The sequence below is a fragment of the Variovorax sp. SG517 genome (genome assembly GCF_013376045.1).
Classification (GTDB): domain Bacteria; phylum Pseudomonadota; class Gammaproteobacteria; order Burkholderiales; family Burkholderiaceae_C; genus Variovorax.
Genome location: NZ_JABMJG010000006.1, coordinates 327787 through 346144 on the forward strand (window position 1 = coordinate 327787; position 18358 = coordinate 346144).

Below are 18358 nucleotides of genomic sequence, written 5' to 3' on the forward strand. Positions count from 1 at the left end.
TTTTTACTCCGCGTGTTTGGCACCGGCCAGGACGCCGGACTGCTCGAGTGCACGCTCCAGGCAGGCGGTGAAGAGCTTTTGGTCGATGGCGTCGCGTTCAGGGAGCGCGGCGCGCACGGCCGCCCGTAGCGACTCGCGGCCGGCCGCGCCGGCACCGCGGTGCGCGATCTCGGCTGCGAGCGCAAGCAGCAGAAGGGGAGGGCCGTCGGCCGCCCCGAGGACGATCCGCGCACGCTCGCGCGAAGCGTCGAAATACACCGCCGCACTGGCTTCCGCGAACTCGCCCGGCTTGCGGCAGACCTTGTGATATCCCCAATGCATGGAGGAGGTTTCCGAAGGCACGGCGACCGACACGATCAGTTCATCGGACTCGAGCACGGTCGTGTAGGCGCCGAGCATGAACGCATCGGCGTCGATCGTGCGTTCGCCGCGCGGCGACCTGACCACCAGGCGCGCGCCGAGTGCCGCCAGCACCACCACCCAGTCGGCTGCGGGGTCGGCATGCGCCAGGCTGCCGCCCACGGTGCCTCGGGTACGGATCGCGCGGTAGGCGATCCCGCCTGCGACCTGGCGCATGGGATGCGCGGCCAGCGGCGAGTGCACGCCGTCCTCGATCTCCGCATGGGTGACGGCGGCACCGATCTCGATCCAGTCGCCCTTGCGGCTGACAGTGCGCAGGCTGGGAATCTGCGCGACGTCGACCACGTGGGCAGGCCGCGCCAGCCTCAGGTTGAGCATCGGGCCGAGGGACTGGCTCCCGCTCATGGCCTTCGTGGCGCCTGCGCCTGCCGCCAGTGCAGCGATCGCCTCGCCGACATCGAGGACGCGCGTGTATGCGAACTTCGGCGCTTTCATCGGGCGTGCTCCTCTTCGCGATTCGCGCCCTCGAGGGCCGCGAGCAGGCGGCGCGGCGTCAGCGGCGTCATGAGCACCTCGGCAGCGCCGGTGCCGCGCAGGGCGTCGTTCACCGCGTTGAAGATCACCGCCGGCGGCGCGATCGCACCGCCTTCGCCCACGCCCTTGGCTCCGAATTCGGTGTGCGGCGAAGGTGTCTCGAAATGGTCGATGCGGATGCGCGGCACCTCGGTGGCGCCCGGAAGGATGTAGTCGGCCAGGGTGGAGGCCAGCGGCTGGCCTTGTTCGTCGTACGGACTCTCCTCGTACATCGCGGTGCCGATGCCCTGTGCGATGCCGCCAATGGTCTGGCCCTCCACGATCATCGGATTGACCATGGTCCCGCAGTCCTCCACGACCACGTAGTCGAGGATCTCGACCTCGCCGGTTTCGATGTCGACGGCCACCACCACCGCGTGCGTCGCATAGGTGAAGGTGCCGGTGTCGACCTTGGGCTTGTATGCACGGGACACCTCCAGGCCGCCGAGATGAACGTCGGCGGGAAGGTCCTGCGGCGTGAGGTACCACGCGCCCCCGACCTCCGACAGCGGGATCGACTTGTCGCCTGATACGGCGCGTCCTTCGATCAAGGCGACGGTCTGCGCATCCACACCCATGAGGTAGGCTGCGATCGACTGGATGCGCGGCAGCAGTTCCTTGCACGCGACAGAGATGGCGCCTCCCGACATGACGGTGGCGCGCGAGGCGTAGGTGCCCGAGGAAAACGGCGTAAGCGCCGTGTCCCCATGCACCACCCGGATCCGTGCCACCGGAATGCCGAGCACGTCGTTGGCGATCTGCGCGAAGCTGGTCTCCATGCCCTGGCCGTGCGAGTGCACGCCCACGCGCACTTCGAGTCCGCCGTCCGCGGTCATCCTGACGACCGCCTGGTCGAAGCCAGGCACCACCGGCAGGCCCCAGTTCGCGAACACGGTCGTGCCGTGGGCGGACTGCTCGGTATAGGTGGCCGTGCCGAAGCCGATCAGCCGCCCGTCGGGCTCGCCGCGCGCCTGGCGCTCGCGCACGGCCTTCAGTCCGATCATCTCCACGGCGCGGCGCAGGCTTGCCTGGAAGTCGCCGCTGTCGAAGTGCTTGTTCGCCACGTTCACATAGGGCATGGCCGAGGCTGGAACCAGGTTCTCCAGCCGTACCTCCCACGGCTCGCGCCCCACCTCGCGGGCCACGGCGTCCATGAGCAGCTCGATCGCGAAGCAGACGCCGGTGCGCGCGACGCCACGGTAGGCCATGAATCCCGGCTTGTTGGTCGCAACGCACAGGGTCTCGCACCGATAGCCGCGGAAGCTGTAGGGCCCGGGCAGATTGCCGATCGCCTGGCCAGGCTCCAGGCCGACGAAGAAGGGGTAGTAGGAATAGGCGCCGCCGTCGATGGTGATGACGGCATCCAGCGCCAGCAGCTTGCCCGTGCGGTCCGCATAGGCCGTGAGCCGGTAGTGATGCTGGCGCGTGTTGGCGCCGACGATCAGGTGCTCGCGCCGATCCTCGAGGTAGCGAAACGGCGTGCGATACGTCTTGGCCAGCCAGGCGACGCAGAGGTCTTCGGGATAGAGCTGTCCCTTGTAGCCGAAGGCGCCGCCGACGTCCGGTGACACGACCCGCACGGCTTCCTCGTTCATCGCGAGGTGCTGGGCGATGCCCACGCGTAGCAGATGCGGGACCTGGGTGGCGCTGACGACCACGAGCTGGTCGGTCTGGAAGTCCCAATAGGCCAAGACAGATTTTCCCTCCAGCGGCACGATGCATTGGCGCGACAGCTCGACCGTGCGGCTGACCTTCACCTCGGCCTTCGCGGCGAGTTCTTCGAAGTCGCGATCGGCCCGCAGCGTGAGAAAGACGTTGTCCTTCCATTCGGGGTGCATGAACTCCCCCGTGGCCGCAAGCGCGGAATCCGCGCTGTGGTACACGGGCAGTTCGTCGTACGAGACCTCCACTTCCTCCAGCAGGTCTTCCGCCATGGCGCGCGTCGGGGCCACCGCCATCGCGATGGCCTCGCCGACGTGACGGACCTTGCCCGACGCCAACGGCGGCAGTGCCGAGTACTGGTAGGTGGGCACCGAAGACGGCGATCCGATGTCCGCCGCATCGGACATCATGTCGCGCAGGAACACCTTCCCCGCGAGCGCCTCGGGAATCTCGACGCCGGTGACGACCGCATGCGCGAGCGGGCTGCGCAGGAACGCGACCTCCTGCAGGCCCGGCAGCACGAAGTCCCCCACGAAGTTGCCTTTTCCCACAAGGTGGCGCGCGTCCTCCTTGCGAGGCACCCGGGCGCCGATGCCCTCGCGCTTCAACAGCCTCGCCGGAATGTCTGCTCGGTCCATGCGTTTCCTTTTCCTTGACTGGTTTCCTGGTGCCGGACTCCATCGAGTCCGCCCATGCCCGGCACTGCCCTGGTGATCGACGCGCAAGAAAAAGTCCCTTCGCCGCACCCCGCACAAGGGCCTTGACCGCCAACGTGCGTTTCGACATCTGAGTCGCACGATATGACAGTTCACTGGCACAAGTATATGGCCGATGTTGGAGCAATGGAAGACAGCCGCTGTCGATGCAAACCCTAACAGATCGATATCTCGAAAGTGGTGCATCTGCATTGGCATTTTCGCCCCTTTGTGGCGTTTATTTCCTGCATGCTGAATCCAATCTGGTGCAGCGTCGGACAGTAAAAACCCGTACTTGAAATCACAGGAACGTCCAACTAATATGACAGTTCACTGACTAATTATGAGAGGTCCGGAAATCACCGGATGGAGCCATGAACTGGATCAAAGTCGCTTCGGCGCGAGAGCTGAAAAACGATGAAGCGAAAACCGTCAGCGTCGAAGGCCACGGCGTCGCGCTGTTTCGTATCGACGACGAGTTCTTCGCCACGGACAGCATGTGCACGCATGCCACTGCGCTGCTGTCGGAGGGCTATGTCGAAGACGGCTGTGTCGAATGCCCGCTGCACCAGGGCCGCTTCGACATCCGCACGGGCAAGGCGATGTGCGCGCCGGTCACCGTGGACCTGCGCACTCACGCCGTGAAGCAGGAAGGCGATGACATCTACGTGATGTCGCCGGCCGCGAAATGACTTCGCCCGGCATCGTCATCGTTGGTGCGGGCCAGGCTGCGGCGGTCGCCGCCCATGCGCTGCGCGAACACGGCTACCGCGGACGCATCACGATGCTGGGGCGGGAGCGTCACAGGCCGTATGAGCGCCCCCCGTTGTCCAAAGCCGTGCTGGTGGCGGCCGAGGAGCCGAGCCTCGACGTCCTCGCGCAGGACGCCTGGGCACTTGGCGACATCGATCTGCGAAGCAACGCCGATGCGGTAGCCCTGGATCTCTCGAAGCGACAGGTTCGCCTTGCCGACGGCCAGGTGCTCACGTACGACATGTGTTTGATCGCCACGGGCGGCGAGGCCAGCACGCTGGCGTGCGCACCGGCGGGCCGGCCGCACGTGCACTACGTGCGCACCCTCGACGACGCGCGGCGGTTGCGCGCGGCCCTTCAGGGCAAGCCGCGGGTCGCGATCCTGGGTGGCGGCTTTCTTGGCCTCGAGATCGCCAACTCCGCGTTGTCGGCCGGCGCGGCGGTGACCGTGATCGAGCGCGCGACGTCCCTGCTCGATCGGTTCCTTCCGCCGGAAGCGTCTGCGTGGCTCGAATCCGGTCTGCGGCAGGCAGGCGCGCGGCTCCTGCTCGGTACTGCCCTCGAAGGCGTCCAACCTCTGCCCGACGGCCGCATGCGCCTGTCGACCCATGCCGGCGATCTGGAGGCGGACGAGATTGTCGTGGCCATCGGCCTCTCGCCCAACGACGCACTGGCCCGCGATGCGGGCCTGGAGATCGCGGCGGGCGGCGGCGTGCTCGTAGACGCGCAGTGTCGCACCAGCGACGAGCACGTGTTCGCGTGCGGCGACTGCACCAGCCAGCAACGCCCGGGGCACGCGACGCCGAGGCGCCTGGAGTCCTGGCAGAACGCCAACGAGCAGGCACGCACCGCCGCGGCCGCCATGCTCGGTGCGGCCGGCCCAGCGCCGGCGGTGCCCTGGTTCTGGACCGACCAGGGCCAACACAACATCCAGATGCTGGGCCTGCCGGGCCCCGGTCTCGAATACGTGCGCCGGGGCGATCCGGCCGCCGGCAAGGCGCTGTGGATCGGCCACTGCGGTGGCGTTCCGCTGCACGGCGTGGCCATCAACGCCGGCGCCGATCTGCGCGCCATCCGGCCCCTCTTCGAGCAGCGGCGCCCGGTGCTGCTCGACGAATTCCTGCGGGACGCCACCGATCTGCGCGCATGGGCCAAGCAGATGCGAGGCGGCACCCCTTCCACCGTTCAACCACCCCTCACAGCCTAAGGAGCTTTCATGTATCAATCGCAGGCGGTCATCGGCATCACGAATGCCCGAAAGAATCCGCCCCTGGAGCAGTGCGTCTGGCCCGCGGACGCGCTCAACAACATTCCGGACTGGGTTTACACCAGCCAGGCCATCTACGACCAGGAGATCGAGCGCATCTTCCGCGGCGACACCTGGAACTTCGTCGCGCTGGAAGCCGAGATCCCGAACCCCGGCGACTACAAGCGAGGTTACGTCGGCGCCACGGCCGTGGTGATCGTTCGCGCGGAAGACGACACGATCTCCGTCTTCGAGAACCGCTGTGCCCACCGCGGCGCCGAATTCTGCCGCTCCAGCCACGGCAACGCGAAGGAGTTCGTCTGCCCCTACCACCAGTGGTCGTATGACCTCAAGGGCAACCTGCAGGGCGTTCCGTTCAAGCGTGGAATCAACAAGGTTGGCGGCATGCCGCCGGACTTCAAGAACGCGGAACACGGTACCCGGCAGCTTCGCGTGGCCACGCGCAACGGCGTGGTGTTCGCCACCTACTCCGACAAGACTCCTCCGCTGGAGGAGTACATGACCAAGGAGATCGTGGAGGAGTTCGACGTTCCGTTCTCGGGCAAGAAGCTCAGGATCCTGGGCTACTGCCGCAACGAGCTTCCGTGCAACTGGAAGATGTACCACGAGAACCTCAAGGACCCGTATCACGCGACGCTGCTGCACTCGTTCCTCGTGGTGTTCGGCCTTCTGGTGCCCGGCATCAAGTCGATCGTCTTCGCCGACAAGGAACATGGCCGCCACGGTTACATGGCGTCGTCCAAGCCCGACCAGGTCTATGCCACTGTCGCCGCCGACGACAAGGCGGAGATGCGGTCGTTCAGCGACAACCTCCGGCTGCGCGACGAGCGGTTCCTGGACTACGTGCGCGAGTTCGATTCGCCCTGGTCCGCCAACATGATGACCATGTGGCCGAACCTGATCGTGCAGCGCCAGATGAACACGATGGGCGTGCGCCAGATCATTCCGAACGGCCCGAACAGCATGGTGATGCAGTGGACCATGTTCGGCTATGAGGACGACACGCCCGAGATGACGCGGCACCGCCTTCGGCAGGGCAACCTGATGGGCCCCTCCGGCTTTCTGGGCCTCGAGGACAACGAGGCATTGAAGTTCGTGCAGGAGGGCATCCGCAATTCGTCCACCGACAACAACGTCGTCAAGCTCGATGCGGGCCACCAGGGAACGGCGCGCAACCTGATCTCGGAGTCGTGCATCCGGTCGCTCTACCAGTACTACCGGGAAGTCATGGGCATCCGTGTCGCGGAGATGGCAGCATGAAAGAGCGGCTCGCCTACGCCAGGTCCACGATCTCGCCGCGCCGCGCGGCCGAGCTGCGCACCGAGGTCGACTCCTTCCATGTCGAGTACTGCGCCGCCCTCGATGCCAATGACATCGAGCGCTGGCCCGAATTCTTCAGCAAGGACGCGACCTACCGGATCACCTCGCGCCAGAACGCGCTGCTGGACATGCCCGTGGGCCTCGTCTACTGCGAGGGCCTGGACATGATCACCGACCGCGCGCTCGCGGTGGCGCATTCGCAGATGTTCGCGCCACGGCACATGCTGCATGTGCTGGGAATCACGCGCGTGCTTCAAGACACGGGCGACACGATCAGCTCGCAGACGCCTTTCATCCTGATGCAGACCCTGGTCGAGGGGCCTTCCACCGTGCATCTCGCGGGCATCTATCACGACCGCTTCGTGCGCGACGGCGAACGGCTGCTCATCGCAAGCCGCGAGGTGGTGCACGACACGGAAATTCTCGACACGGCCCTGGCGTACCCGGCCTGAATCCATTGAGGACCCCAATGAATCCAACCCCCAAGATCGCGCTCGAAGAGCACTTCAGCGCCCCGGGCTTCGACGCCTATTCCGCGAAGTACACGCGAGCGCTGCCGGCCGACTTCGTGGCGCGGCTCGACGCCAGGCTCGGCGACTTCGACGACCAGCGCCTGGCCGAGATGGACGCCGGCAACATCGAGTACGCCGTGCTGTCGCAGACGATGCCCGGCGTACAGGCCGAGACGGACGGCGCCGCCGCCGTGCGGCGCGCGCGCGAGAACAACGAGTTCCTCGCCGAGCGCGTGGCACGCCATCCGCAGCGCTTCGGCGCCTTCGCGCACGTCGCGCTCCAGGACCCGGCGGCCGCAGCTCGAGAACTCGAGCGCACCGTCGTCGAGTGCGGCTTCAAGGGCGCGCTGATCAACGGCCACACCCTGGGCCGCTATTACGAAGGCAGCGAGTTCGACGTGTTCTGGGAGCGCGCGGAGGCACTCGGCGTGCCCATCTATCTGCACCCCAACGCGTTCAGCCAGCCGCCGGCGCTGCTGGAGGGCATGCCGGTCCTTCAGGGGGCCACCTGGGGCTGGGGCGTGGAGACGGCGGGGCACGCACTGCGCCTGCTGTTCGGCGGGGTGTTCGACCGCTTCCCGCGGCTGACGCTGCTGCTGGGCCACATGGGCGAGGCACTGCCGTATCAACGCTGGCGCATCGACAGCCGCTTCGCCGCGTATCCCTCAGGCATCAAGCTGGCACGCAAGCCCAGCGAGTACATCGGCAGCAACATCCTGATCACGACGTCCGGCGTGTGCTCCGCGCCGGCGCTGCTGGGCGCCATCGGCGAGCTCGGCGCCCAGGCCGTGCTGTTCTCCGTGGACTACCCCTACGAATCCACCGCCGAGGCCTGCGCCTTCATCGAGCAGGCGCCGCTTGACGCACGCACCCGCGAGCTGGTGTGCCACGGCAATGCGCGCCGGCTCTTCAAGCTCGGCAGCCCGCAGGACCTTGCGCTCCTGCAGATCTGACACTTTCAAACAGAGGACGAAACATGCCAGTCAGCGATTATCAAATGGTCAAGGCCTGGGACGAGGTTCTGAAGCTCAGCAAGGTGGAGCGCGGACAGAAGGTCTCGATCCTGTGCGGTCCCCACACCCATCCGCAGACGCTGCAGACCGCCACGATCGCGGCGCAGGCCGCGGGCGCAGTCGTCACCCGGATCGAGCTGCAGCCCATCAACGCGGAGAAGGCGCCCAGCCGCGACCTGATGAACTACCTGGGGGAAACGCCCCTCACCAACAACCCGGTCGCGCTCGCGGCCATGAAGAACAGCGACATCGTCCTGGACCTGATGCTGCTGCTGTTCTCGCCCGAGCAGATGGAGATCCTCGAGTCGGGGACGAAGATCCTCCTGGCCGTCGAACCGCCCGAGGTGCTGGTGCGGGCTGTGCCCACGGAGGCCGATCGCGAGCGGGTGCTCGCCGCATCGAAGCTGCTCAAGGCCGCCAGGAAGATGCACGTGACTTCGCCGGCCGGCACGGACGTGACCTTCAAGCTCGGCGATTACCCGACCATCTCCGAGTACGGCTTCTGCGAGGAGCCCGGGCGCTGGGACCACTGGCCCAGCGGCTTCCTCTTCACCTTCGCCAACGAGGGCGGCAGCGACGGCACCATCGTGATCGATCGCGGCGACATCCTGCTGCCGCAGAAGAACTACGTCTCCGACAAGGTCACCATGCAGCTGCGCGAAGGCTTCGTGCGCAGCATCGAGGGTGACATCGACGCCACCCTGCTGCGCGAGTTCATGGAGGCCTACAAGGACCCCGAGGCCTACGCCATCGCGCACATCGGCTGGGGGATGCAGCCGCGCTGCTACTGGCACACGCTGTCGCTGGTGGACCGCGAAGCCACTTCCGGACAGGACGCGCGTGCGTTCGAAGGCAACTTCCTGTTCTCGCTGGGCCCCAACAACGAGGCCGGAGGGCCTCGCACCACGCCGTGCCACCTGGACATTCCCTTGCGCAACTGCACGGTGAAGCTCGACGACGTCGTCGTGGTTCGCGACGGCAAGGTCATCGACGAGGCCTTCCGATGAGCGCCGATCCGGACATCTACCAGAAGCAGGGCTTCGGCAATGCCGTCGCGCCGAAGGCGCCGTACGGCCTGCTGATCATCGACTTCGTCAACGGATTCGCCGATCCGCTCAAGTTCGGCGGCGGCAACATCGAGCCGGCCATCGAATGCACTCGCGGCCTGCTGGCCGCCGCGCGCGAGCGCGGATGGCCCATCGTCCACACGCGGGTCGTGTACCAGGACGATGGCGCCGACGCCAACATCTTCGCGCTCAAGGTGCCGCCCATCCTGGCCCTGCGCGAGGACGCGCCGCAAAGCCAGATCGTCGCGCAGCTGCAGCCGCGCAGCGGCGAGCTGGTGCTGCGCAAGATCCATCCGTCGGCTTTCTTCGGTACCTCGCTGGCTTCCTGGTTGTCGCAACGCGGCGTGCAGACGCTGCTGATCGCGGGATGCACCACCAGCGGGTGCGTCCGCGCCAGCGTGGTCGATGCCATGTGCCACGGCTTTCGACCCCTGGTCGTCACGGACTGCGTGGGCGACCGGTCGTTGCAGGCGCACGAGGCCAACCTCTTCGACATGGACCAGAAGTACGCGACCTTGATGCCCCGCGACGCCGCACTGCAGGCGACTGAAGCAGCGCAGCCGCACGGCGTGCTGGCCTGAAGCCAGCCCGAGCCCACGATTCCCGACCCACCTCTCGTCAAAACCCGGGCGAATGCCCCGCCAGCGACCCCCACTACCTGGAGAAGAAGATGACCCTCAAACTCGTTGCCGCGATCGCGGTCTCACTCGCGACGCTCGCGCTGCAAAGCCGCGCCGACGTCATCAAGGTGGGTGTGATCGCACCCATGTCCGGATCCTTCTCCGCGGTGGGGCAGACCTGGGAAGGGGCGACCAAGGCCTACCAGAAGCTCAACGGCACCACCGCGGGCGGGCACACGATCGAGGTCATCTACCGCGACCTGCCTGACATCAATCCCGCGCAGGCCAAGGCACTGGCCCAGGAGCTCATCATCAAGGAAGGCGCCCAGCACATCGCCGGCCTGTACTTCACGCCCGATACGCTGGCTGTCGCCGCGCTCGCGCAGGAGGCGAAGGTGCCCGTCGTGATCTTCAACGCGTCGACCTCGTCGCTTCTCGAGAAGTCCGACTACCTGCTGCGCACCTCCTACACGCTGCCGCAGATGGCCGTGCCGGTGGCCAAGTACGCGCTCGAGAAGAACGTGAAGAACGTCGTGTCGCTGGTCAGCGACTTCGGTCCCGGCCTCGACGCCGAGAAGGCCTTCAACACCGCGTTCGTCGCCGGAGGCGGCAAGCTGCTCGAGGCCATCCGCGCGCCGCTGAAGACGACGGACTTCGGCCCCCTGATGCAGCGCGTGAAGGCGCTCAAGCCCGATGCGCTGTACGTCTTCGGTCCTGGAGGGCCGGCCACCTACGCAATGATCAAGGCCTACAACGAAGCAGGGTTGAAGGCCGCGGGCGTGCGCTTCCTGGGCACGGGCGAGACGGATGAAGACCAGCTGCGCGCGATCGGCCCCGAGCTGCTGGGAATCGAGACCGGCATGTTCTATTCGGCGACGCACAACTCGCCGCTGAACAATGCCGCGGTCAAGGCGCTGGCCGAGGTGGCACCCAAGGCCATCCCGACCGTCCAGCTCGCGAATGCGTACGACGGCCTGCATGTGATCTATCACATGGTCAAGGCAACGGACGGCAAGCGCGACGGGCCCAAGGGCCTTGCCGCCGCCAAGGGCTTCTCGTGGGAGAGCCCGCGCGGCCCGGTGAAGATCGACCCCGCCTCCCGCGAGTTCGTGCAGAACGTCTACATGCGGGTGGTCGAGAAGGATTCGTCGGGGCGCTTCGTCAACCGCGAGTTCCGGACCTTCGAGATGCAGCCCGACTACGGACGCATCCAGGGCGCGGCCAAGTAACGCAGAGACTGCAGCATGTCTTTCGCGCTTCTCAGCAGCATCCTGATCGACGGCGTGACGTACGCCATGATCCTGTTCATGATCACCGTGGGCCTGTCGATGACGATGGGCCTGATGCGTGTGGTGAACCTGGCCCATGGCGCCTTCGCGATGCTCGGCGGCTTTCTTGCGGCGAGCATTCCTCAGCGCCTGGGCGTGCCCATCGGGCTGGGCTTCGTGCTGGCGATCGCCATCGTGGCCCTCCTGGCGGTGATCTTCGAGCGCACCCTGCTGCGCCGCTTCTACCGCCGCGACGATCTCGACCAGATGCTGGTGACGATAGGGCTGATGTTCGTCGCGACCGCGGCGGTCAACCTGATGTTCGGATCGTCGGTGACCTCCGTCGCGCTTCCCGAGGCATTCAGCGGCTCGGTGGACCTGGGCTTTCGCTCCATTCCCCGGCACCGGCTCATCGTCGTCGCCTGCGGGCTGCTGGTGGTCGTCGTCCTGTGGCTCGCCGTGGACCGGTCGTCCTTCGGCATCCGAGTGCGCGCTGCCGTCGACAACGCGCCCATCGCCCGGGCCATCGGCATCGACACGACGAAGATCTACGCAGCCACCTTCGCGATCGGTGCCGCGCTCGCGGCGCTGGGCGGCATCGCCGGTGCCGAGATGCTGCCGATGGAGCCGACCTACGCCTCCAAGTACCTGGTGATCCTCCTGGCCGTCGTGGCCGTGGGAGGAAACGGAAATCTGTTTGGCTCTTTCTTCGCAGCATTGCTGCTCGGCATCGTGGAGACCTCGATGAAATACATGGTTCCCCAGTTGGCATCGGCTGCCTTCTTCCTGACGATGATCGTCGTCCTGCTGTTCCGGCCCCAGGGGCTGTTCGGGAGGCAGGCATGAGCGCAGTGATTCCGCCCATGGCGATGGCTGCGGCGTCCCGCGCTCACCCGTGGAAGCACTTGCGCGCCGAGATCGTCCTGACGCTGGCCGGGCTGCTGGCCTTCGTGCTGTTCCCGCAGGACCTCGGGTTGCTGACCAACATGGCAACGATGTCCATCTTCGCGCTGTCGCTGAGCCTCGTCCTCGGGCAGGCGGGCATCGCGACCCTGGGCCAGGCCGCGCTGTACGGCACCGGTGCCTACGTCGCGGGCTGGACCGCGCTGTACCTGACGGCCGATCCGGTCGTCGGACTGCTGCTCGGCGGCCTGGGCGGAGGGCTGATCGCGCTGCTCAGCGGTGCCGTGATGCTGCGCTCGACCAAGCTCACGCTGGTCATGCTCACCATCGCCGTGGCGCAGTTGCTGCTCGAGCTCGCCAACTGGGCCCGATGGCTCACCGGCGGCGACGACGGACTTGCCGGCTTCGAGGTCGCCCCGCTGTTCGGCATCTGGGAGTTCAACTTCATGGGCCACACCGGCTACTTCTACGCGCTGGGCGCGCTGGTACTGGTGTACTTCCTCGTGCGCAACCTGGTCGAGTCGCCCTTCGGCCTGACGGCCAGGGCGATCCGACAGGACCCGGGCCGCGTCCAGGCGCTGGGCGGGCGCGTGTACCTGCACCTGCTGGCCGTCTACACCATCGGCGGCGTCGTGGCGGGCCTGGCTGGCGCATTGACCGCACAGACCAGCAAGGTGGCCAATCTCTTCATGCTGGACTTCACGACGTCCGCGGGTGTCGTGGTCATGATCGTCCTGGGCGGCACGCGTCGCCTGTCGGGTGCGGTGCTCGGCACCGTCGCCTACATGACCATCCACCACATCGCATCGACGTTGAATCCGTACCACTGGCTCTTCGTGATCGGTTCGATGCTGATCTTCGTGCTCATCGTCCTGCCCGAAGGCCTGGTCGGACTCCTGGACCGGGCCGCGGCGTGCGCCAGGCGTCTGGGCGGCAAAGGAGGAACCCGATGACTCCCCGGCTGCAAACCCGCAACCTGTGCCACTCCTTCGGCGGCCTGGCCGTCACGCAGAACGTCACGCTGTCGCTCCCGCAGGGCGCCCGCACGGCGCTGATCGGGCCGAACGGTGCCGGCAAGACCACGCTGGTCAACCTGCTCAGCGGAGCGATTCGCCCGAAGTCCGGCGACATCCAGCTCGACGGCCGCTCGATCGTGCAGTTGCCGCAGTACGCAAGCGTGCGCAGCGGCATCGTGCGCACGTTCCAGATCAGCCGCCTGTTCAAGGACTTGACCGTGGCGGACAACGTCAAGGTCGCGGTGCTTCAGCGGCTGCGCGCCTCCATGCAGTGGTGGCCTTCGCCGGCGCGTTCCGCGCGCGTGCACGACGAGGTCCACGAGACCCTCGGCATGCTGGGCCTGAACCCCTTTGCGGATCGGGTGGTGGGGCGTCTGGCGCTCGGCGAGCAGCGGCTTGCGGAGATCGCGCTCGCGCTCGCCATGAAACCCGAGGTGCTGCTGCTGGACGAGCCCGGCGCCGGCGTGCCGCAGGGGGAAGGCGGCCGCATCATGAGTGCCATCGAGAGTCTTCCGAAGGACCTGTCGGTGCTGCTCATCGAGCACGACATGGACCTGGTGTTCCGCTTCGCCTCGCACATCATCGTCCTGGTTGCCGGCGCGGTGATGGTGGAGGGGTCGCCGCAGGAAGTCGCGGCCAACGAACAAGTCAAGCAAATCTACTTCGGACGGGACGGCCACCATGCCCAGCACCCCCATTGAACTTCGGTTCGACGACGTCACGACCGGCTACGCCGGCGTGCCCGTGGTCGAGCATCTGAGCTTCAGCGTGCGCGAAGGCGAGCGCCTGGGGCTGATCGGGCGCAACGGCGCCGGCAAGACGACGACGCTGGCGACCGCGACGGGCCTGGCCGATCTGATGAAGGGGCGCGTCCATTTCGGCGGCAAGGACATCAGCGGCGCCAGCACCTTCGCACGCGCTCGCGCCGGCCTCGGCTACGTGCCGCAGAGCCGCGACATCTTCCCCTCGCTCACGGTGGAGGAGAACCTGCTGTCGGGCCTCCAGGGGCGCTCGGCGGCCGTGGCGCTTCCTGCGGTCTATGAACTGTTCCCGCGATTGAAGGAGCGGCGGCGCAATGGCGGCACCCAGCTGTCGGGCGGCGAGCAGCAGATGCTGTCCGTGGCGCGGGCGCTCGTCGGGCAGCCGCGCATCCTGCTGCTCGACGAGCCACTGGAGGGCCTGGCCCCAATGGTGCGCGAGGAGCTGATGGACGCCATCGTCCGCATGAGCGACAAGCTCGGCGTCGGATGCATCCTCGTGGAACAGCACGTGGACGTCGTTCTCGACTTCTCGACGAACGTCATCGTGCTGGAGCGCGGCGTCGCCGCTTATGCCGGTTCGGCAGCCGCGCTGGGCGAGGACGAGGAACTCCTGAACCGCACCATCGGGATCCAGAAATGCTGAAGCGGATGCCTGCTGCGCGATCGCTATCGTGGCTGCGCGTGCCGGCGCCGGCTCGCGCCCTCGTCGGCAGCGGCGGCTGAATGCGGCACGGGTCCGATCCGCCATGCAGAACCTTCGCGCTCTCCTGAGCCCGCTGCGGGCTTTCGATGCGGTGTACCGGGCCAAGGGAGTCTCGCGGGCAGCCCAGCTGCTTCACGTCACGCCCGGGGCCGTGAGTCAGCAGATCAAGCAGCTCGAGGCCGGGCTGGGCGTGCAGCTGTTCCAGCGGTCCGGCCGCGAGATCGGGTTCACGGCGGCGGGCGAAAGGCTTGCCCACCGCGTCTGCGATGCCTTCGACCGCCTGCAGGACGCACTCGGCGACCTGGCCGAGCATCGGAGTGAAAGAAGGCTGCGCCTCAAGGTGACACCGAGCCTGGCCATCCGCTGGCTTGTTCCGCGCCTGCATGGCTTCTACGCAGAGCACCCCGACATCGCACTGGAGATCGCAACGATCGCCATGGCCGACGACATGCGGCTCGAAGGCGCAGATTGCGCCATCCGCCATGGCATGGGCGAGTGGGCCGACGTCGAGCTGGACCATCTCTTCGATGACGAGTTCGTCCCGGTCTGCGCACCGGGCCAGGCGGGGCCGTTGCAGACACCTCGCGACCTGCTGCAGGCCAACCTGCTGCACTCCATGATGCGGCCGCAAGCGTGGCCGCTCTGGTTCGGCTCCGCCGGCCTTGCGGATCCCGCCCGTTCGCGCGGCATCACGCTGGCGAATGCCGCGTTGTGCTATCAGGCCGCCGCCAATGGCCTGGGCATCGCGATGGCCCAGCGTGCCTACGTGGAAGACGACCTTCGAACCGGCCGCCTGGTGGTCGCTGTCGACCACATGGCACGGACGGAACTCGGCTACTACCTCGTCTGCGACCCGATGAAGGCGGCTACCGCCCCGGTGCGGCTGTTCAGGGAGTGGATCCGGTCGGTCCGCTAGTTGTGAAGCGTCAAGAGGTTGTTTGCAGATTTGAGCCTGGATATGGGTGCGATGCGGCCGATGCCGCTGTGCGGGCGATGCCAGTTGTAGTGGTGCTGCCAGTATGCGAGGGCATCGGTTCGCTCAGCTGAGTTCTGGTACGTCCAGCCGTAGGCCCACTCGCGCAGCGCCGACTGGATAAACCGCTCGGCCTTGCCGTTGGTCTGTGGCCGGTACGGCCTGGTGAACTTGTGCTGCACGCCCAAGGCCTTGCAGGCAGCAGCGAACTCCCTCGAACGGAACGCCGAGCCGTTGTCGGTCAGCAGGCGTTTGACACTTACACCGAGTCCGGCGTAGTACGCCACGGCGTTGTGCAGGAAGTCGACTGCCTCTTGCTTCTTCTCGTCGGGATGCATGGCCGTGAAGGCGATGCGTGCGTGGTCGTCGATGGCCACGAACAGCGTCTCCCATCCCGCTCCATCGACCGAGTCGCGCCGATTGCCTGTGACGCGGTGGCTGGGCCGAACGATGCGCCCAAGCTTCTTGGTGTCGATGTGCAGCATGTCTCCGGGCGCGTCGTGCTCGTAGCGAACCACGGGCTCGGCAGGCGCGAGGTCGCTGAGCCGGGACAGGCCCGCACGGGCCAATACCCGGCTCACGGTGGACGCTGAGACGCCTACGTAGCGCGCAATGCGCGACTGCAGCATGCGGCGTTTGCGTAGCTCGACGATGAGCAGGGCCTTGGACTCGTCGATAGCCCTGGGTGAGCGCGCCGGCCTGGAGGACGCATCGGCCAGGGCGGCTTGGCCGCCTGAGAGATACCGGCCCAGCCACTTGCGGGCGGTTTGCGCTGTCACGCCTTGGGCAGCAGCGGCCTGGGCCGCATCCAGGCCATCCAAGGTCATCTGTTTGACCATCTCGAGTCGGCGGGCGAAGGTAAGTCGGGCATGCTTATGGGTGTTCATCCGGTTGGGCGTCCTGAGTGGATTGGGTGTTTGGCGACTTCCAGTCTCTCAAACCCAATCCGGATGAACACCGGATACAACCTATTGAAGCTTCACAGCTAGTCGTGCCCCGGGGGCCTGCTAGTCGGCCTTGAAGCCCGAGGCCTTGACCACGGGCTCCCAGAATGCGCGCATCTCTGCGAACCTGGCGCGTGCATCGGTGGGTGAGCTTCCCGCGTTCACGAAACCGAGCGCGCCGACCTTCTTCGCGAACTGCTCCGTCGCAACCGCCTTTCGCACGGCGTCGCTCCATTCAGCGACGACGGGTGCGGGCGTCCCGGGTGCCAGGCAGATGGCCAGCACGCCAACCGTGGTGAGTTCCTTGCGGCCGAGCTCGGCGAAGGTCGGCACGTTCGGCAGGAGCGCGGAGCGTTGGGACGAGGTGACGGCAAGCACGCGCAGCTTGCCGGCCTCGTGGTGCTGCGCGAAGTCGCCGACCGTGGAAGTGCCCGCTGCGATGTTGGCGCCGGCAAGGTTCACGATCATCGGGGCCGCGCCCTGGAAAGGAACGTCCTGCAGCGGCGCTCCAATGATCTTGCCGATCTGCAGCCCCAGGAAATGCGTAGGCCCGCCCGATGCCGCATGGCCGAAGTTGGCGTTCTGGGGATGCGCGCGCACCCACTGGGCGTATTCGCCGAAGGACTTCACCGGTGAAGACGACGGCACGGCGAGAGCCATCGCGAACTCGACGACGGTCGACACCGGGAGGATGTCGCGCTGCGGGTCGTAGTTGAGCTTGTTGAAGACGAAGGGGTAGATCGACGTGAGGAAGTCGGGGCACAACATGGCCACGCTGCCGTCGGCCGGTGCGGCGCGCATCGCGTCGATCGCGATCCTTCCGCCGGCGCCCGGCTTGTTCTCCACCACGACCGTGCGGTGGAGCGGGTCGTGCAACTGGTCCGCGAGCGCACGCGTCACCACGTCGAGGGTGCCGCCTGGCGAGAAGCCCACAAGGATCCTGACTGGTGGCCGGCTGGCTTGCTGGGCGATGGCCGGCGGTGCGCCGACGAAGGCGGCGATGGCGAGTGCGAGGCTGCAGCGCCAGGAAGCAGACAGTGTCTTCACGAGATGCTCCAGGAGGAAGGTCGGATCGGTTGTCCGGATGCAGGCAGTGCAGGGCAGGGCGGGCGGACCGGAGGCGGCGTCTTCGTCGACGCCGTCGTCCTCCGTTCGAGGAACTCAGCGACCACGGAATACCGGAGCGCGCTTCTCGGCAAAGGCGCGGCGCCCCTCCAACCGGTCCTCGCTGTCCCTGAGCAGCCCGAACGCCTGGCGTTCCAGCGCGAGCCCGCCGGCCAGGGGCAGCTCGCGCCCGTTCATCGCGAGGCGCTTGGCGGCCGTCATCGCCAGCGGCGCATTGGCGGCCATCTTGCGCGCGAGCCCGATGGCCGTTTCCTGCAATGCCGAAAGCGGTACCACCTTGCTGACCAGACCGATGCGCAGCGCTTCGGCGGCATCGATGCGTTCACCCGTCAGCAGCATCCACATGGCATCGGACTGGCCTACCGCGCGGATCAGACGCTGCGTGCCGCCCGCCCCCGGGATGCTGCCGACGCGCACCTCCGGCAGGCCGAACTGGGCGTTGTCCGAACAGATGCGGATGTCCGCCAGCAGGGCCAGCTCGAGTCCGCCGCCGAGGGCGTAGCCGTTGATCGCCGCGACGATGGGCTTGTCGGTGTGCAGCGTGCCGAAGTTGAAGTGCCGGTTGCCGCCGCGAAAGACTTCACGCGCGACGCCATCGCCCGACGGCATCGTCTTCTTGAGGTCCGCCCCCGTGCAGAAGGCACGCTCGCCCGCACCGGTGAGGACGAGCACGCGAACGTCCTCGTCGTTGCAGACCCGGTCCCAGATGCCGAGCAGCTGCTCGTTGGACTCCGGGTCGATGGAGTTCATGGCCTCGGGCCGATTCAGGGTGACGATGGCGACGCCATCCTGGACTGTGTAGACGATGGGCATGGTTTTCCGT

The 18358-nt window shown here is 66.8% G+C and carries 18 protein-coding genes; 13 read left to right on the top strand and 5 right to left on the bottom strand.

Annotation, left to right across the window (positions count from 1 at the left end; translation table 11 throughout):
* Positions 1 to 3: 3 nt before the first annotated feature.
* Both FHT32_RS20170 and FHT32_RS20175 read right to left on the bottom strand, forming a co-directional pair.
* Entirely contained in the window at positions 4 to 855 is an 852-nt protein-coding gene (locus FHT32_RS20170) for a xanthine dehydrogenase family protein subunit M (RefSeq protein ID WP_176666367.1), read from the bottom strand.
* On the bottom strand, positions 852 to 3233 hold the full coding sequence (locus tag FHT32_RS20175; RefSeq protein WP_176666368.1) for a xanthine dehydrogenase family protein molybdopterin-binding subunit: 2382 nt from the start codon (positions 3231 to 3233) through the stop codon (positions 852 to 854). The genes FHT32_RS20170 and FHT32_RS20175 overlap by 4 nt, the downstream gene beginning before the upstream one ends.
* Before the next feature lie 431 nt (positions 3234 to 3664).
* Between FHT32_RS20175 and FHT32_RS20180 the strand changes: the two genes are divergently transcribed.
* From FHT32_RS20180 to FHT32_RS20240, 13 genes are all read left to right on the top strand, one after another.
* Entirely contained in the window at positions 3665 to 3982 is a 318-nt protein-coding gene (locus FHT32_RS20180) for a non-heme iron oxygenase ferredoxin subunit (RefSeq protein WP_176666369.1), read from the top strand.
* A complete protein-coding gene (locus FHT32_RS20185; protein ID WP_176666370.1) occupies positions 3979 to 5250 on the top strand; it encodes an NAD(P)/FAD-dependent oxidoreductase in 1272 nt (423 codons plus the stop codon). The genes FHT32_RS20180 and FHT32_RS20185 overlap by 4 nt, the downstream gene beginning before the upstream one ends.
* 9 nt (positions 5251 to 5259) lie before the next feature.
* Positions 5260 to 6570: an aromatic ring-hydroxylating dioxygenase subunit alpha gene (locus FHT32_RS20190; RefSeq protein WP_176666371.1), complete on the top strand. Its 1311-nt coding sequence runs from the start codon at positions 5260 to 5262 to the stop codon at positions 6568 to 6570.
* Positions 6567 to 7082, top strand: a complete 516-nt coding sequence (locus tag FHT32_RS20195; RefSeq protein WP_176666372.1) for a nuclear transport factor 2 family protein — start codon at positions 6567 to 6569, stop codon at positions 7080 to 7082. The genes FHT32_RS20190 and FHT32_RS20195 overlap by 4 nt, the downstream gene beginning before the upstream one ends.
* Positions 7083 to 7099: 17 nt before the next feature.
* The gene (locus FHT32_RS20200; protein WP_176666373.1) at positions 7100 to 8095 is read left to right on the top strand and encodes an amidohydrolase family protein; all 996 of its coding nucleotides are present in this window, start codon (positions 7100 to 7102) and stop codon (positions 8093 to 8095) included.
* Between the two features lie 23 nt (positions 8096 to 8118).
* On the top strand, positions 8119 to 9162 hold the full coding sequence (locus FHT32_RS20205) for a 2,5-dihydroxypyridine 5,6-dioxygenase (protein WP_176666374.1): 1044 nt from the start codon (positions 8119 to 8121) through the stop codon (positions 9160 to 9162).
* The gene (locus tag FHT32_RS20210) at positions 9159 to 9803 is read left to right on the top strand and encodes an isochorismatase family protein (RefSeq protein WP_176666375.1); all 645 of its coding nucleotides are present in this window, start codon (positions 9159 to 9161) and stop codon (positions 9801 to 9803) included. The genes FHT32_RS20205 and FHT32_RS20210 overlap by 4 nt, the downstream gene beginning before the upstream one ends.
* Before the next feature lie 89 nt (positions 9804 to 9892).
* Positions 9893 to 11071: an ABC transporter substrate-binding protein gene (locus FHT32_RS20215; RefSeq protein WP_176666376.1), complete on the top strand. Its 1179-nt coding sequence runs from the start codon at positions 9893 to 9895 to the stop codon at positions 11069 to 11071.
* A gap of 15 nt (positions 11072 to 11086) precedes the next feature.
* Positions 11087 to 11956 carry a branched-chain amino acid ABC transporter permease gene (locus tag FHT32_RS20220; RefSeq protein WP_176666377.1) on the top strand — a complete coding sequence of 290 codons (870 nt, stop codon included), beginning with the start codon at positions 11087 to 11089 and terminating at the stop codon, positions 11954 to 11956.
* Entirely contained in the window at positions 11953 to 12966 is a 1014-nt protein-coding gene (locus FHT32_RS20225; RefSeq protein ID WP_176666378.1) for a branched-chain amino acid ABC transporter permease, read from the top strand. The genes FHT32_RS20220 and FHT32_RS20225 overlap by 4 nt, the downstream gene beginning before the upstream one ends.
* Entirely contained in the window at positions 12963 to 13730 is a 768-nt protein-coding gene (locus tag FHT32_RS20230; protein ID WP_176666379.1) for an ABC transporter ATP-binding protein, read from the top strand. Before FHT32_RS20225 ends, FHT32_RS20230 begins: the two co-directional genes overlap by 4 nt.
* Positions 13711 to 14433: an ABC transporter ATP-binding protein gene (locus FHT32_RS20235; RefSeq protein WP_176666380.1), complete on the top strand. Its 723-nt coding sequence runs from the start codon at positions 13711 to 13713 to the stop codon at positions 14431 to 14433. Before FHT32_RS20230 ends, FHT32_RS20235 begins: the two co-directional genes overlap by 20 nt.
* Before the next feature lie 103 nt (positions 14434 to 14536).
* The gene (locus tag FHT32_RS20240) at positions 14537 to 15409 is read left to right on the top strand and encodes a LysR substrate-binding domain-containing protein (protein ID WP_176666381.1); all 873 of its coding nucleotides are present in this window, start codon (positions 14537 to 14539) and stop codon (positions 15407 to 15409) included.
* Here FHT32_RS20240 and FHT32_RS20245 read toward each other — a convergent pair.
* The 3 genes from FHT32_RS20245 to FHT32_RS20255 form a co-directional block, all read right to left on the bottom strand.
* Complete coding sequence (locus FHT32_RS20245) at positions 15406 to 16353, bottom strand: IS481 family transposase (RefSeq protein ID WP_176666382.1); 948 nt, start codon at positions 16351 to 16353, stop codon at positions 15406 to 15408. The genes FHT32_RS20240 and FHT32_RS20245 overlap by 4 nt on opposite strands.
* Before the next feature lie 120 nt (positions 16354 to 16473).
* A complete protein-coding gene (locus FHT32_RS20250) occupies positions 16474 to 17457 on the bottom strand; it encodes a Bug family tripartite tricarboxylate transporter substrate binding protein (protein WP_176666383.1) in 984 nt (327 codons plus the stop codon).
* A 114-nt stretch (positions 17458 to 17571) separates the two neighbouring features.
* A complete protein-coding gene (locus FHT32_RS20255) occupies positions 17572 to 18348 on the bottom strand; it encodes an enoyl-CoA hydratase/isomerase family protein (RefSeq protein WP_176666384.1) in 777 nt (258 codons plus the stop codon).
* Between the last annotated feature and the right edge of the window lie 10 nt (positions 18349 to 18358).